The 14,645-nt window shown below is 71.1% G+C and carries 10 protein-coding genes and 1 pseudogene; 2 read left to right on the top strand and 9 right to left on the bottom strand.

The features are described from left to right. Positions 1–44 precede the first annotated feature (44 nt). The 7 genes and pseudogenes from mshA to solA all read right to left on the bottom strand — a co-directional run. Positions 45–1,388 (bottom strand): annotated as a pseudogene (gene mshA / locus CP983_RS39720) (D-inositol-3-phosphate glycosyltransferase); the annotation flags it as partial. Continuing rightward, the gene (fdhD, locus tag CP983_RS39715; RefSeq protein WP_150505150.1) at positions 1,357–2,235 is read right to left on the bottom strand and encodes a formate dehydrogenase accessory sulfurtransferase FdhD; all 879 of its coding nucleotides are present in this window, start codon (positions 2,233–2,235) and stop codon (positions 1,357–1,359) included. The pseudogene mshA and the gene fdhD, both read right to left, overlap by 32 nt. Positions 2,236–2,303: 68 nt before the next feature. Further along, positions 2,304–3,686 carry an L-serine ammonia-lyase gene (locus CP983_RS39710; RefSeq protein WP_150505148.1) on the bottom strand — a complete coding sequence of 461 codons (1,383 nt, stop codon included), beginning with the start codon at positions 3,684–3,686 and terminating at the stop codon, positions 2,304–2,306. A 68-nt stretch (positions 3,687–3,754) separates the two neighbouring features. Continuing rightward, complete coding sequence (gene glyA / locus CP983_RS39705) at positions 3,755–5,017, bottom strand: serine hydroxymethyltransferase (protein WP_150505146.1); 1,263 nt, start codon at positions 5,015–5,017, stop codon at positions 3,755–3,757. A gap of 58 nt (positions 5,018–5,075) precedes the next feature. Continuing rightward, positions 5,076–6,248 carry an NAD(P)/FAD-dependent oxidoreductase gene (locus CP983_RS39700; protein ID WP_150505144.1) on the bottom strand — a complete coding sequence of 391 codons (1,173 nt, stop codon included), beginning with the start codon at positions 6,246–6,248 and terminating at the stop codon, positions 5,076–5,078. A gap of 140 nt (positions 6,249–6,388) precedes the next feature. Continuing rightward, on the bottom strand, positions 6,389–7,510 hold the full coding sequence (locus tag CP983_RS39695; protein ID WP_150505142.1) for an aromatic ring-hydroxylating oxygenase subunit alpha: 1,122 nt from the start codon (positions 7,508–7,510) through the stop codon (positions 6,389–6,391). A gap of 37 nt (positions 7,511–7,547) precedes the next feature. Further along, a complete protein-coding gene (gene solA / locus CP983_RS39690) occupies positions 7,548–8,705 on the bottom strand; it encodes an N-methyl-L-tryptophan oxidase (RefSeq protein ID WP_150505140.1) in 1,158 nt (385 codons plus the stop codon). A gap of 266 nt (positions 8,706–8,971) precedes the next feature. Here solA and purU point away from each other — a divergent pair, with 266 nt between their 5' ends. Together purU and CP983_RS39680 are read left to right on the top strand one after the other, a co-directional pair. After that, positions 8,972–9,844 (top strand): formyltetrahydrofolate deformylase, encoded by an 873-nt coding sequence (gene purU / locus CP983_RS39685; protein ID WP_150505138.1) that lies wholly within the window; start codon positions 8,972–8,974, stop codon positions 9,842–9,844. A gap of 113 nt (positions 9,845–9,957) precedes the next feature. Continuing rightward, the gene (locus CP983_RS39680) at positions 9,958–10,755 is read left to right on the top strand and encodes an IclR family transcriptional regulator (protein ID WP_189748821.1); all 798 of its coding nucleotides are present in this window, start codon (positions 9,958–9,960) and stop codon (positions 10,753–10,755) included. 57 nt (positions 10,756–10,812) lie between these two features. Here the strand turns inward: CP983_RS39680 and CP983_RS39675 are convergent, their stop codons facing one another. Together CP983_RS39675 and CP983_RS39670 are read right to left on the bottom strand one after the other, a co-directional pair. Continuing rightward, positions 10,813–11,415 carry a sarcosine oxidase subunit gamma gene (locus CP983_RS39675; protein ID WP_150505136.1) on the bottom strand — a complete coding sequence of 201 codons (603 nt, stop codon included), beginning with the start codon at positions 11,413–11,415 and terminating at the stop codon, positions 10,813–10,815. After that, positions 11,408–14,644: a sarcosine oxidase subunit alpha family protein gene (locus CP983_RS39670; RefSeq protein ID WP_150505134.1), complete on the bottom strand. Its 3,237-nt coding sequence runs from the start codon at positions 14,642–14,644 to the stop codon at positions 11,408–11,410. The genes CP983_RS39675 and CP983_RS39670 overlap by 8 nt, the downstream gene beginning before the upstream one ends. Between the last annotated feature and the right edge of the window lies 1 nt (position 14,645).

Below are 14,645 nucleotides of genomic sequence, written 5' to 3'. Positions count from 1 at the left end.
TGGCGGGAGTGGACACGCCATGCGTAGCCCCTTTCCGCATGGGACTACACCACGTGAGCAAGTCGCCCCTTGAGGGGTCGGCAGTCGTGCAGGGCCGCCGTGTACACCTCCGCCGTCGCCGCCGCCGCGGAGTTCCAGCCGAAGGAGCGGGCGTGGACGACTGCCGCCTCGGCCATCCGGGCAGCACGGGTCGGGGCGTCCGCGAAGTCGGACAACGCCCTTGCGTAGTCCGATGGTTGATGGCCCGGGATCAGTACGCCGCTCACGCCGTCGCGTACCGCCACCGGCAGGCCGCCGACCCTGGCTGCGATCACCGGGGTGCCGCAGGCCTGCGCCTCGACGGCGACCAGGCCGAAGGACTCGCTGTAGGAGGGCATCACCAGGACGGAGGCCGCCCGGTACCAGTCGGTCAGGTCGTCCTGGGTGACCGGCGGGTGGAACAGCACGACGTCCGAGATGCCCAGGCAGGCCGCCAACTTCTGGAGTCCTTCCGGATCGGTCAGAGCGCTGCCGCTCGGTCCGCCCACGACCGGCACCACGATCCGCTCACGTAGCCCCGGCCGTTCCTCCAACAGCCGGGCCACGGCCCGCAGCAGCACATCGGGGGCCTTCAACGGCTGTATGCGGCCCACGAACAGCGGTATGAGGGCGTCCCTCGGTAGTCCGAGGCGGGCGCGTGCCGCCATCCGGCCTGCCTCGACGCCCGAATCGGCGGTGGAGGCTTCCGGGCGGAAGCGGTCCAGGTTGACGCCGGGGTGGACTACCGCGACCCGGCGGGGATCGGCGTCGTAGTGGTGGAGCAGTTCGGCCGCTTCCTTGCCGGTGTTCGCGATCAACCTGTCCGCAGACTCGACGACTTGGGTCTCGCCGGACACCCGTGACGCGGGTTCGGGGGTGTCGCCGTCGGCCAGGGACGCGTTCTTGACCTTGGCCATGGTGTGCATGGTGTGGACGAGGGGGACTCCCCAGCGGTGGGCGGCGAGGCGGCCGACGTGACCCGAGAGCCAGTAGTGGGAGTGGACCAGGTCGTAGTGGTCGGGGCGGTGGTCGGCCCACGTGCGCATCACGCCATGCGTGAAGGCGCACAGTTGCGCTGGCAGGTTCTCCTTGGCCAGGCCCTCGTACGGTCCGGCGGCGACGTGCCGCACCAGGACCCCCGGCGCCAGTTCGACGCTGGGCGGGAGCGCGGCGGAGGTCGCGCGGGTGAAGATCTCCACCTCGATGTCGATGGCGGCGAGGCGCTTGGCGAGTTCGACGATGTAGACGTTCATGCCGCCGGCGTCTCCGGTGCCAGGCTGGTGCAGCGGTGAGGTGTGCACGCTGAGCATCGCGACGCGGCGGGGGATCATGTGTCGCTCACCTCGCCGGAACCGCGGGCTCGGCGTCGGTTCGCTGGTCCAGGCGTCCTCGCAGGTCCAGGCGCTCCTCCCCCGCGTACACGTTCATGGAGCCGCCGCGCAGGAAGCCGACGAGAGTGAGGCCGGTCTCCGCCGCCAGGTCGACGGCGAGGGACGACGGCGCCGAGACCGCCGCCAGCAGGGGGATGCCCGCCATCACCGCCTTCTGCGCCAGCTCGAACGACGCCCGTCCGGAGACGAGCAGCATGCTGCGGGACAGCGGTAGCCGGCCGGACCGGAGCGCACGTCCGATCAGCTTGTCGACGGCGTTGTGGCGGCCGACGTCCTCGCGCAGGTCCAGGAGTTCGCCGTCCGGGGAGAACAGTCCGGCTGCGTGCAGCCCCCCGGTTCGGTCGAACACCCGTTGCGCCGACCGCAGTCGGTCGGGCAGGGCAGCCAGCAGCTCGGGCGTGACACGGAGTTGGGGCGTGTCGGCGATCGGGACGCGTGCCGCGGTGCGTACGGCGTCCAGGCTGGCCTTGCCGCACAGGCCGCACGAGGACGTCGTGTACACATTGCGTTCGAGCGTGATGTCGGGCAGCGGCACACCGGGGGCGAGTCTCACGTCGACAACGTTGTACGTGTTCGCGCCGTCCGACGTGGCGCCCGCGCAGTACACGATGTTCGCCACCTCCTCGGCCCGTGCCAGTACGCCCTCGCTCACCAGGAACCCGGCGGCCAGCGCGAAGTCGTCGCCGGGGGTGCGCATGGTGATGGCGAGGGGCTTGCCGTTCAGGCGGATCTCCAACGGCTCCTCCGCGACCAGGGTGTCCGGGCGCGTGCTCGTCGCGCCGTCACGGATCCGAAGTACGCGCCGTCGCTCGGTGACCCGTCCCATGTCCTCGCTCCCGGTCCTGTTCCTGAACGGTCCTGTTCCGATGCCGCTCCGCTCGGCGCGCCCGCGCCTCAGCACTCGATGACGTTGACCGCCAGCCCGCCCCGCGCGGTCTCCTTGTACTTGACCTTCATGTCGGCGCCGGTCTCCTTCATCGTCTTGATGACCTTGTCGAGGGAGACGTGGTGCCGGCCGTCGCCGCGCAGTGCCATGCGGGCGGCGGTGATCGCCTTCACGGCGGCCATGCCGTTGCGTTCGATGCAGGGGATCTGGACGAGGCCGCCGACGGGGTCGCAGGTGAGGCCGAGGTTGTGTTCCATGCCGATCTCGGCGGCGTTCTCGACCTGCTCGGGGCTGCCGCCCAGGACCTCGGCGAGTGCGCCGGCCGCCATGGAGCAGGCGGAGCCGACCTCGCCCTGGCAGCCGACCTCGGCGCCGGAGATGGAGGCGTTCTCCTTGAAGAGCATGCCGATCGCGCCCGCGGCCAGCATGAAGCGGACCACGCCGTCCTCGTCGGCGCCCGGCACGAAGTCGAGGTAGTAGCGCAGGACGGCGGGGATGATGCCGGCCGCGCCGTTCGTCGGGGCGGTGACCACCCGGCCACCGGCGGCGTTCTCCTCGTTCACGGCCATCGCGTAGAGGGTCACCCACTCCATCGCGCGGCCTCTCGCGTCGCCCTCGCCGCGCAGTGCCCGGGCCGCCGCGGCCGCGCGCCGACGGACCTTCAGGCCGCCCGGGAGAATGCCCTCGCGGCCCAGACCCCTTGCGACACAGGCGTCCATCACTCGCCAGATCTCCAGCAGGCCCCCGCGGATCTCCTTCTCGGTGCGCCAGGCCCGCTCGTTCTCCAGCATCAGCACGGAGATCGACAGGCCGGTCTCCCGGGCGAGCCGCAGCAGTTCGTCGCCGGTGCGGAACGGGTGGGGCAGCACCGTCTCGTCGAGCTTGATGCGGTCGGCCCCGACGGCGTCCTCGTCCACGACGAAGCCACCGCCCACCGAGTAGTACGTCCTCTCCGACACGGGCACGCCGTCGGCGTCGTACGCGAAGAGCATCATGCCGTTGGCGTGGTACGGCAGTGAACGCCTGCGGTGCAGGACCAGTTGGGTCGCGACGTCGAAGTCGATCTCGTGGGCCGGGCCGATCTCGGCGCCGAGGAGGCGGATGCGTCCGGTCGTGCGGATCCGCTCGACGTCGAGGTCGGCCTCGGCGACGTCCACGGTGTGCGGCTCGTTGCCCTCCAGCCCGAGCAGCACGGCCTTGGGGGTGCCGTGGCCGTGGCCGGTGGCGCCGAGCGAGCCGAACAACTCGGCCCGTACGGCGGTGGTCTGGGCGAGCACGCCGTCCTGCTTCAGCCGGGTCACGAACATCCCGGCGGCACGCATCGGGCCGACGGTGTGCGAACTGGAGGGGCCGATGCCGATCGAGAACAGGTCGAAGACGCTGATTGCCACGCCGTACTCCGTGGGAGGGGCGGGGCGTGCCGGTCGGTGACGGGCACGCCCCTGTGGGAAGTGGTCCGTCAGAGGCCGGGGTAGAGCGGGTGCTTGTCGGCGAGTGCCTTGACCCGGGCCTTGAGCGCGTCGGCGTCGTAGACCGGCTTGAGGGTCTCGGCGATCACGTCGGCGACCTCGGTGAAGTCCTGCGCGGTGAAGCCGCGGGTGGCCAGGGCCGGGGTGCCGATGCGCAGGCCGGAGGTGACCATCGGCGGGCGCGGGTCGTCGGGCACGGCGTTGCGGTTGACGGTGATACCGACCTCGTGGAGGCGGTCCTCGGCCTGCTGCCCGTCGAGGTCGGAGGCGCGCAGGTCGACCAGGATCAGGTGCACGTCGGTGCCGCCCGACAGCACGTTCACACCGGCCTCGCGGGCGTCCGGCGCGGTCAGCCGCTCCGCCAGGATGCGGGCACCCTCGATGGTGCGCTGCTGGCGCTCCTTGAACTCCTCGGACGCGGCGACCTTGAAGGACACCGCCTTCGCGGCGATCACGTGCTCCAGCGGGCCGCCCTGGAAGCCGGGGAAGACCGCGGAGTTCAGCTTCTTGGCGAACTCCTTGCTGCGGGCCAGGATGATCCCGCCGCGCGGGCCGCCGAGGGTCTTGTGGGTGGTGGAGGTGACCACGTCGGCGTGCGGGACCGGGTTCGGGTGCAGCCCCGCGGCGACCAGGCCGGCGAAGTGCGCCATGTCGACCCACAGGTAGGCGCCGACCTCGTCCGCGATCCGGCGGAACGCGGCGAAGTCCAGCTGCCGCGGATACGCCGACCACCCGGCGATGATCACCTTCGGGCGGTGCTCCTTCGCCAGGCGCTCGACCTCGGCCATGTCGACCAGGCCGCTGTCGGTCTCCACGTGGTAGGCGACCACGTTGAACTGCTTGCCGGAGAAGTTCAGCCGCATGCCGTGGGTGAGATGGCCGCCGTGCGCGAGGTCCAGGCCCAGGATCGTGTCGCCGGGCTGGGCGATCGCGAACAGCGCCGCCTGGTTCGCGGAGGCACCCGAGTGCGGCTGCACATTGGCGTACTCGGCGCCGAACAGCTCCTTGACCCGGTCGATCGCGATCTGCTCGGCGACATCGACATGCTCACAGCCGCCGTAGTAACGCCGGCCCGGGTAGCCCTCGGCGTACTTGTTCGTGGCGACCGAGCCCTGCGCCTCCATGACCGCGACCGGAGCGAAGTTCTCCGACGCGATCATCTCCAGCGTCGACTGCTGACGCTCCAGCTCGGCATCCAGAGCCGCCGCGATCGCCGGATCCAGCTCATGCAGGGGTTGGTTGAGAAGGGTCATCGGCGCTCTCCTTGGGTGTGAGCACGGTGGGCGGCGCAGGCGTCGGCGGGCGGCACGCCTACGCGACGGCCGCGGCCGCGGGGACGAGGGTGCGGCGGAGGCGGTTGAAGAACTTCGGCTGGTTGAGCGAGAGCACGGCGACGGGAGCGCCCTCGCGCCGGTAGACCGCGGTGAACGTACGGCTGTCGACGTCGCCTTCGACGACCTCGGGCTCGGCACCCGGCGCGACGTACCCGGCGACCTGGATGCGCACCCGGTACTGGTCGGACCAGAAGTAGGGCGCGGTCAACGGGGCGGGCGCCGGCACTCCGGTCAGGAGGGTGCGGGCGGCGGTCCGCGCCTGTTCGGTGGCGTTGCTCCAGTGCTCGATGCGGGCGTGCCGTCCGGTGAACGGGTTGGGGCAGCGCGCCACGTCACCGACGGCGACCACGCCCGGGACGTCGGTCGAGCAGCCGCTGTCGCACACCACGCCGTCGTCGACCCGGACACCGGAGCCGGCGAGCCAGTCGGTGTTGGGCCGCACGCCGACCCCGACCACGACGACGTCGGCGGGCAGCAGGCGTCCGTCCGCCAGGCGCACGCCCGTGACCCGGCCCGTGCCGACGAGTCCCGCCACGCCGGTCCCGGACAGCAGACGGACTCCGTGGTCGCCGTGGAGGGAGGAGCACACCAGCCCCATCTCCCGGCCCAGTTGGCGTTCCAGCGGAATGTCGAGCGCCTCGACGACCGTCACGTCGAGCCCGAGGAGGCGGGCGGTGGACGCCACTTCGGCGCCGATGAACCCGGCGCCGATGACGACGACCCTGGGCGAGCCGTCGAGAAGTTCGGCGCGCAGTGCCTCGGCGTCGTCCAGGGTTCGCAGGGTGTGGACTCCGGTCAGCCCGTCCGTGCCGGGGAGCGTGCGGGGACTGGCGCCGGTCGCGACGACGACGCCGTCGGAGCGCAGTTGCCGTCCGCCGGCCAGGACGACGGACCGGGTCGCGGGGTCGAGTCGTACCGCGCGCTCCCCGAGCAGCCACTGCACATCGAGGTCCGCGTACTCGTCGGCGTCGCCGAGTGCGAGCGCGCCCGCGTCGACGGCGCCCTTGAGGAAGTCCTTGGACAGCGGCGGGCGGTCGTAGGGGGTGTGGCGCTCCTCCCCCACGACGACGATGCCGCCGTCGTAGCCCTCTGTGCGCAGCGCGCGGACCGTGCTCAGGCCGGCCAGCGACGCTCCGACGACGGTGATCATGTTGAACCTCCGGATCGAACACTGTCTCAGATGGCACAACTGGACTCGTTATGCGCAACATGGTTTCGGCAGCGCCGAGGCGCTGTCAAGGGATGTGCCGCATCAGTGCGCAATAGCGCACAGGGTTGCGCGATCCGCAACTACATTTGGAGCCTTTCCTGCACCCAGGTGTGGAACTCGCCGATGTGGTGCTCGCTGGGCACGAGCACGCCGCCCTTGGCGTAGGCCCGGGAACTCATCCCCGGCTGGGTGCGTTCGCAGGCGTCGAAGTCCTGCTGGTTCACCCGGTGGAACAGTTCCACCGACCGCTCCACGTCCTTGCCGCTCTCCACCACGTGCGGGAGATAGAGCCAGTCGCACTCGACAACCGTGCGGTCGTGGGCCATCGGGTACATCCGGTGGAAGATGACGTGGTCCGGGACGAGGTTGATGAACACCTGCGGCTTGACGGTGATCGCGTAGTAGCGGCGGTCCTGGCCGTCGGCGACGCCGGGAATGCGGTCCAGGCCCTCGGAGCCGTCCACGGTGAAGCCCTGGACGTCCTCGCCGAACTCGGCGCCGTGGCCCACGTAGTACTGAGCGGCGTAGCCGTCCGCGAACTCCGGCAGCACCTCGGTGAGTTCGGGGTGGATCGTGGCGCAGTGGTAGCACTCCATGAAGTTCTCGATGATGAGCTTCCAGTTGGCCTTCACGTCATAGGTAATACGACGGCCCACCTGGAGATTGTCGATGTCGTAGCGGTCGATCGACTCGACGTCGCCGAGCCGCTCGACGACCTCGCCCATGATGTCGTCCTCGAAGGACGGCAGGGTGTCGGCCAGGCACACCCACACATAACCGAGCCACTCCCGGACGTGCACCTTGACCAGTCCGTACGCGGTCCGGTCGATGTCCGGCATCGACGTCAGGTTGGGCGCGGCGACCAGCTTGCCGTCGAGGCCGTAGGTCCAGGCGTGGTACGGGCATTGGAAGGCCCTTTTGACCTCGCCGGACTCCTCCGTGCACAGCTTGGCGCCGCGGTGCCGGCAGATGTTCAGGAAGGCCTTGACCGAACCGTCCCTGGCACGGCTGACCAGCACGCTCTCCCTGCCGACCTGGTAGGTCCGGAAGCTGCCCGGCCTTTCCAGCTCCCCGGCGCGGGCCACGCAGAACCACATCGTCTCGAAGATCCGCTCCTGTTCCAGGGCGAAGACCTCGGGGTCGGTGTAGTGCTCGCCCGGCAGCGTGGCGATCAGGCTTTGGGGCAGGCTGGTCGTGGTCAACGGAATCACCTCGGAGGGGTCGGCAGGGCCGGACGGGTCAGACGCGCGCACGTCGGGGGTCGAACAGGGCGATGGGGTGCTCGGTGGTGCCCTCGGTGGCCAGGTCGGCGAGGATCTCGCCGACCACGGGCACGAACTTGAAGCCGTGGCCGGAGAACCCGCAGGCCACGGCCACCTGCGGATGTTCGGGATGCTGGGCCAGGACGAAGTGCTCGTCCGGGGTGTTGGCGTACATGCACGCCGCGGCCTTGAGGAAGCGTCCGGGCAGGGTGGGGATGCGGGGACGCAGATGGTCGGCCATGGCGGCGATCTCGTCCCGGTGGATCCGCCGGTCGAGGGTGTCGGGGTCGCTGGGGACGCCCTTGCGGAAGAAGGCGACCTTGGCGCCGCCCTCGGGGCCGTCGAGGGAGGGGAAGCCGTAGATCTGGGTGCCGTCGGGGTCCTCCCAGATGTAGACGGGGTGCCGGTCCGGCCTGAACGGACGGGTGCCGCCGACGGGTTGGAACCAGTACATGACCTGGCGTTCCACGGACACGCTCACCCCGAGGCCGGACAGGAGCGTCGGCGCCCACGCCCCGGGGGCGATGACGAGGCGGTCGGCGGTGTAGGCGCCGCGGTCGGTGACCACCCTGGCCTTGCCGCCCGGCCCGTCGGCCTCCCAGCCGAGGACCGTCTCCGCGAAGTGCAGTTCGGCGCCATGGGCCCTCGCCAGGTCCAGATGGGCGGTGACGGTCGCCTCCGGCAGGGCGATGCCGGCCCTGCGCTCGTAGAAGGCGACGTCCTCGGGCGCCGGGTTGAAGGTGGGGAAGCGGCGCCTGATGTCGGCGGCGCCCAGGACCTCGTGGTCCAGGCCCCATTCATGGGCGCTGCGCAGGGTGCCGGCGAACGCGGCGCTGTGCTCACGGCCGATCATCAGGCCGCCGGTCTCGGTGAAGACCTCACGCCCCGAGTCGGCGGCGAGTTTCTCCCAGAGTTCGTGGGCGCGCAGCAGCAGGGGCACGTACGCCGGGTCCTCGAAGTAGGCCTGGCGGTAGATGCGGGAGCCGCCGTGGCTGGAGCCGAGGTTGTGGGCCGGGCCGAAGCGTTCCAGGCCGAGCACTCGCCGGCCACGGGCGGCGAGGTGGTAGGCGGCCGCGCTGCCCATTCCGCCCAGGCCGACGACGATGACGTCGTGGGAGGTGCGCGAAGAGGCCATGGGTCCATCTCCCGGGAGTCGCGCCGATGAGGGTGTGTTGCACAGTCCGCAACTGTCTTCGCTATGAGCAACGACGGACCAAACTGTCTCCTCACGGACACTCACTGTCAAGAGCCCGGCCGATCCGACTTGGACCGCCGCCGAGGTCGGCCGATCGAGACCCCGGTTCGCGCGGCACACCCCCTTGACCGCCCAAGCGCCCCGGTGGAGCATGTTGCGCATCATTCACAGCGTTGCGTCATATGCACCACACGACGGAGGATGGAATGTCTCCTCGACCGCTGCCGGGCCGCGAGTTCGTCCTCACGCTCTCGTGTCCCGACCAGGCCGGCCTCGTCCACGCCGTGGCCACCTATCTCGTGCACCACTCCGGCAACATCCTGGAGAGCCGCCAGTTCGACGACCGGCTCCAGGACCGCTTCTTCATGCGGGTGCACTTCGACGTCTCGGACCCCGGCATCTCGCTGGAGGACCTGCGCACCGGATTCGGCGCGGTCGCCCAGGCATACGGGATCGACTGGCGGCTGCACGACGCCTCGACGCCGACCCGGACCCTGATCATGGTCTCCAGGTTCGGGCACTGCCTGAACGACCTGCTGTTCCGCAGGTCCACGGGCGCGCTCAACATCGAGATCCCGGCGATCGTCTCCAACCACCAGGACTTCGAACCGCTCGCGCGGAGTTACGGCATCCCGTTCCACCACGTGCCGGTCACCAAGGACACCAAGGCGGAGGCCGAGGCGCGGCTGCTGGAGCTGGTGCGCGAACTGGACGTCGACCTGGTGGTGCTGGCCCGCTACATGCAGATCCTCTCCGACGACCTGTGCAAGCAGCTCGACGGCCGGGCCATCAACATCCACCACTCCTTCCTTCCGAGCTTCAAGGGCGCCCGCCCCTACGTCCAGGCGCATCAGCGTGGCGTCAAGCTCGTCGGGGCGACGGCGCACTACGTCACGTCCGACCTGGACGAGGGGCCGATCATCGAGCAGGACGTCGTCCGCGTGGACCACTCGCGCGACCCCGACGACCTGGTCACCATGGGCCGCGACGTCGAGGCGCAGGTGCTCGCACGCGCCGTCGGATGGCACTGCGAGAGCCGGGTGCTGGTCAACGGAAGCTGCACGGTCGTCTTCCGCTGAGGCGATGTGCCGTGCGAGCATGCGGGCAGCCCGGTCCACGCACCGCCGGCGGCCGCACCCTCGGGTTCCGAAGTCGCCCCGGGACCCATGGACACGGCGCGTATAGTTGCGTCATGAGCAACAACGCGGCAGAGGGCGCAACAGCGGGCTCCGCGGTGAGCGGCGTGCAGTCCGTCGACCGTGCCGTCAGCGTCCTGGAGATCCTCGCCCAGCGAGGCGAGGCGGGTGTCAGTGAGGTGGCCGCCGAGATCGACGTCCACAAGTCGACCGCGTTCCGGCTGCTCGGGGCGCTGGAGGCCCGTGGACTGGTCGAGCAGTCGGCCGAGCGGGGCAAGTACCGGCTGGGCTTCGGGATCGTACGTCTGGCAGGTGCGGTGACCGGCCGCCTCGACGTCACCCAGCAGGGCCGGCAGGTGTGCGAGCGGCTCAGCGAGGAGATCGGCGAGACCGTCAACATCGCCGTCCTCCAGGAGCACTACGCGGTCAACCTGTATCAGGTACGCGGCCCGGGCGCGGTCGGCACCCACAACTGGGTCGGCCAGCTCACGCCGGTGCACGCCACGTCCAGCGGCAAGATCCTGCTGGCCCACCTGACGGCGGAGGAACGCGCCGAGGTGCTCGCGGCGTCGGGCCTTCAGAAGCTGACCCCGCACACCCTGACCGCGAGGACGAAGCTGGAGAAGAACCTCGCGGAGGCGCGGGAGCGCGGGTACGCGGTGACCCTGGAGGAGTTGGAGATCGGGCTGCACGCCGTGGCGGCGCCTATCCGGGCCCGCGACGGCGAGGTCATCGCCGCCCTGAGCGCATCGGGCCCCGCGTACCGCTTCACCGAGGAGCGCATCCACAGGTTCGCGCCCGCACTGGTCAAGGGCGCGGAGGAGATCAGCCACCGGATGGGCCATCTTGGCTGAGCCCCGCGCCGGCAGTGCCGCGCCCCGCGTGTAGGAGCACACGCGGGGCGCGGTCGCTCAGACGTATTCCGTTGCCGCGTCCAGCAGCCAGTCCGCCAGATAGCCGGCGAACGACGAGCGGACCAGCACCCAGAACCCGGCCCTGGGTTCGTCCCGGGCGACCAGGACGGCCTGGGTGCGGCCCAGCGTCGTCTGGGCGCAGCGCCCGGAGCCGAAGGACCGCGGGTGCAGGTCCAGGGGGCAGCCGTGGGCCAGCAGGTCACGGGCGCGGGGGCCGGTCACCAGCAGGGTGGTGCGCTGTGCGGAGACGTCGGTGACCGAGACCGGCTCGTCCCCGGCCGCCTCCCGGATCCGGCTCTCCAGCTCGCCTTCACCACCCGGTCGTCCGATCAGGAGCCATTCGTCCGGGCCGAGCCACAGCACGGTCAACTCCCCTGTGCGGACGACGGTGTTGGGCTGGAGCGGCAACTGGAGGTCCAGTGCGAGGCCGACGGCCTCGAAGGCCGCTCCCTTGGCGTCGAGACGGACGTTGACCTGGGTCAGGACGGGGAGTTCGGCCAGCCGGATCGCGCCCCCGGAGGTGCGGGTCGCGGCTGCCAGGCGGTCTTTGACCTGCGACAGAGGGCTGCGGAGCGGGACGGTCAGGGCGTTGTCAGCCATCGCGGCGGGCTCCCTCGGGGTCGTAGAGGACGGGACTTGCGACGGTCACCGGGACCAGCCGGTCGCCGACAGGGGCGAAGAGCCGCTCGCCGATGCGGTCACGTCCGCCCTTGACCAGGGCGAGCGCGAAGGTCCGGCCGAGCGCCGCGCTGCGGTAGCTGGACGTGACATGGCCGAGCATGGGGACCGGCGGTGTCAGCAGCACACCGTCGGCGATCAGATGGGTGCCCTCCGGCAGGAAGGTGCCCGGGTCCTCCGGGAGGAGGCCGACCAGGTGCTTGCGGTCGGGGCGGGCGGTGTCGGCCCGGGCGTAGGACCGCTTGCCGATGAAGTCGGGCTTCTTCTTCGACACCACCCAGCTCATGCCGAGGTCCTGGGGGGTGACGGTGCCGTCGGTGTCCTGGCCGATGATCGGGTAGCCCTTCTCGGCCCGCAGGACGTGCATGGTCTCGGTGCCGTACGGGGTGATGCCGTACGGGGCGCCGGCCTCGTGCACGGCCTCCCACAGGGCGAGGGCCTGCCACGGCGACACATTGATCTCGTAGGCGAGTTCGCCGGAGAAGCTGATCCGGCAGACCCGGGCCGCGATCCCGGCGACGGTCGTCTCGCGCCAGGCCATGAACGGGAAGTCGTCGTTGGCGACGGCCAGTTCGGGTGCCAGCGAGCCGAGCACCTCCCGGGACTTCGGGCCGACCAGGGCGACCGTGGCCCACTGCTCGGTGACGGACGTGCAGTGGACCTTCAGCTCGGGCCACTCGGTCTGGTGCCACTCCTCCATCCAGTCCAGTACGGCGGCCGCGTTGCCCGTCGTCGTGGTGACCAGGAAGCGGTCCTGGGCGACGCGGATGACGGTGCCGTCGTCGAAGACCATGCCGTCGGGGCGGCACATGACGCCGTAGCGGATCATGCCGACCTTCAGGGAGCTCATCATGTTCGTGTAGAGCCGGTCGAGGAGGACGGCCGCGTCCGGGCCCTGCACGTCGATCTTGCCGAGCGTGGAGGCGTCCATGAAGCCCACGCCCTCTCGGGTCGCCCGGCACTCGCGCAGTACGGCGGCCTCCATGTCCTCGCCGGCCAGCGGGTAGTACCAGGGGCGCTTCCACTGGCCGACGTTCTCGAACAGGGCGCCGTGCGCGACATGCCACTCGTGCAGGGCGGTCGTACGGACCGGATCGCTGAGTGCGCCGCGGTCGCGGCCCGCGAGGGCGGCGAAGGAGACCGGGATGTACGGCGGGCGGAACGTGGTCGTGCCGAGTTCCGAGACGTCCACGCCGAGCAGTTCGGCGACGATGCCGCCGGCCAGCACGCCTGAGGTCCTGCCCTGGTCGTTGGCGGTGCCGGCCGTGGTGTAGCGCTTGGTGTGCTCGACCGAGCGCAGGCCGGCGCCGCTGGCGCGGGCCAGGTCGTCGACGGTGACGTCGCGTTGGAGGTCGACGAAGCGCGGAGCGCCCGCCGCGCCCGGCAGGGCGTACACGTGCATGGGCGGGGTCCGCCGGGGCTGTGCGGCCGGTTCCGGCAGGCGAGGTGTCGCGGATGTGTAGCCCTCGGCCTCGACGGCTCGGGCACCGGCCGCGGCGCCCTGTGCCAGGACCGCGGCCAGGTCCGCCACGCCGCTCGCGGCGCCCGCGACCTCGACCGCCTGCCGTGTGCTGTCGGGGACGAAGGAGCCCAGCGCCTCGTCGTGGCGGAGCCTGCCGCCGGACTGGCTGAACAGATGCACCACCGGATTCCAGCCGCCGGAGACCAGCAGCAGGTCGGCGGCGAACTCCCGCTGTCCCGCGGACTCCCCGTACGGGGCGACGGTCACCGCACTGAGGCGGGCCTCGCCCGTGGTACCGGTGACGGCGTGGCCGGCCAGCACCTCGATGCCGGCGGCCCTCGCGCGCTCGGCCCACTCCCCCGGTTCGGGGCGGGTGTCGACGACGGCCGTGACGGAGAGGCCCGCCGCGGCGAGGTCCAGGGCCGCCGCGTAGGCGCTGTCGTTGGTGGTGAGGACGACAGCGTGCCGGCCTGGCAGGACGCCGTACCGGTTGACGTACGTACGGGCCGAGGCGGCCAGCATCACTCCGGGCCGGTCGTTGTCCGCGAAGGCGAGGGAGCGTTCGTGGGCGCCGGTGGCCAGGACGACCCGGCGGGCCCGGATACGCCACACGCGTTCGCGGGCGACGTCCTCGGGGGCGTCGGCGCCCAGGTGGTTGGTGCGGCGTTCGACGGCGAGGAGTTGGTTGTCGTCGTAGTGGCCGAAGACGGTGGTGCGGGACAGGACGCGGACCTCGGGGGCGGCGGCGAGCCGGCCGGTGACCTCGTCCACCCAGTCGAGGTGTTCGCCGGTGCCCAGCAGGCTGCCGCCGGGCTCCGGCTGGTCGTCGGCGAGGATGACGCGGGCGCCGCTGCGGGCTGCCGCGGCCGCGGCCGCGAGGCCGGCCGGGCCCGCGCCCACGATCAGCAGGTCGCAGTGGGCGTGCACGGCGTCGTAGCGGGCCGGGTCCGGTTCGGTGGCGAGGCGGCCCTGGCCGGTCAGGCTGCTCGCGACCAGGCCGTCGTACAGCTCGACGGTCGTCGCGGGGAGCATGGGCTCCGGGAAGGGTTCCTCGATCTGGACGACCGCGTTTGGCTCTTCGACGCCGGCGGAGAAGATGCCCCGGGGGCGGCCGAGCTTGATGCTGGTGCCTGCCTGGATGACGCCGCGGGCGAGGAGGGCGGAGGCGAGGGTGTCGCCTCGGAAGCCCTGGTATTCGGTGCCGTCGAAGGTGAAGGTGAGGGGGGTTTCGCGGTCGATCCGGCCGCGGGTGGGGTGGCGGAATGGTTCGCCCCCGCCGCCCCTACCCGTCCCGTCCTGAAGGGGCTCCGCCCCTTCCACCCCGCCAGGGGGCTCTGCCCCCTGGACCCCCGTCGGCCCCGAAAGGGCCTCGTCCTCAAACGCCGGACGGGCTGAGAAGACTGGCCTCGGCCCGGGTGTCGCCGGGCGTTCCTCTCCCGTCCTGTACACCGTCAGGATCTCGTTCGTCGACGTGTCCCGTACCGCGTTGAACCAGCGGCGGCAGCCCGACGCGTGGCTCCAGCGTTCGGCGAAGGGGCCCTTGGTGTTGTCGCGGAAGAAGAGGTACCGGGCCCACTCCTCGTCGGAGAGGGACGCGGGGTCCTGCGGGTACGGCACATGGGCCTGGCCGCCGTAGTGGAACTCGGCCTCGTCGCGGGGCCCGCACCACGGGCAGGGGATGAGCAGCATG

This window comes from Streptomyces chartreusis (genome assembly GCF_008704715.1).
Lineage (GTDB): Bacteria > Actinomycetota > Actinomycetes > Streptomycetales > Streptomycetaceae > Streptomyces > Streptomyces chartreusis.
Note: the sequence above shows the minus strand (reverse complement) of the source record. Positions and strands in the feature narration are given on the sequence as shown.

Bases quoted from the DNA above. Each gene is read 5' to 3' on its own strand.
- CP983_RS39675 (WP_150505136.1), bottom strand. From the start codon at position 11,415: ATGGCTGACAACGCCCTGACCGTCCCGCTCCGCAGCCCTCTGTCGCAG.
- solA (WP_150505140.1), bottom strand. From the start codon at position 8,705: ATGGCCTCTTCGCGCACCTCCCACGACGTCATCGTCGTCGGCCTGGGC.
- CP983_RS39680 (WP_189748821.1), top strand. From the start codon at position 9,958: ATGAGCAACAACGCGGCAGAGGGCGCAACAGCGGGCTCCGCGGTGAGC.
- CP983_RS39700 (WP_150505144.1), bottom strand. From the start codon at position 6,248: ATGATCACCGTCGTCGGAGCGTCGCTGGCCGGCCTGAGCACGGTCCGC.
- CP983_RS39670 (WP_150505134.1), bottom strand. From the start codon at position 14,644: ATGCTGCTCATCCCCTGCCCGTGGTGCGGGCCCCGCGACGAGGCCGAG.
- fdhD (WP_150505150.1), bottom strand. From the start codon at position 2,235: ATGGGACGGGTCACCGAGCGACGGCGCGTACTTCGGATCCGTGACGGC.
- glyA (WP_150505146.1), bottom strand. From the start codon at position 5,017: ATGACCCTTCTCAACCAACCCCTGCATGAGCTGGATCCGGCGATCGCG.
- purU (WP_150505138.1), top strand. From the start codon at position 8,972: ATGTCTCCTCGACCGCTGCCGGGCCGCGAGTTCGTCCTCACGCTCTCG.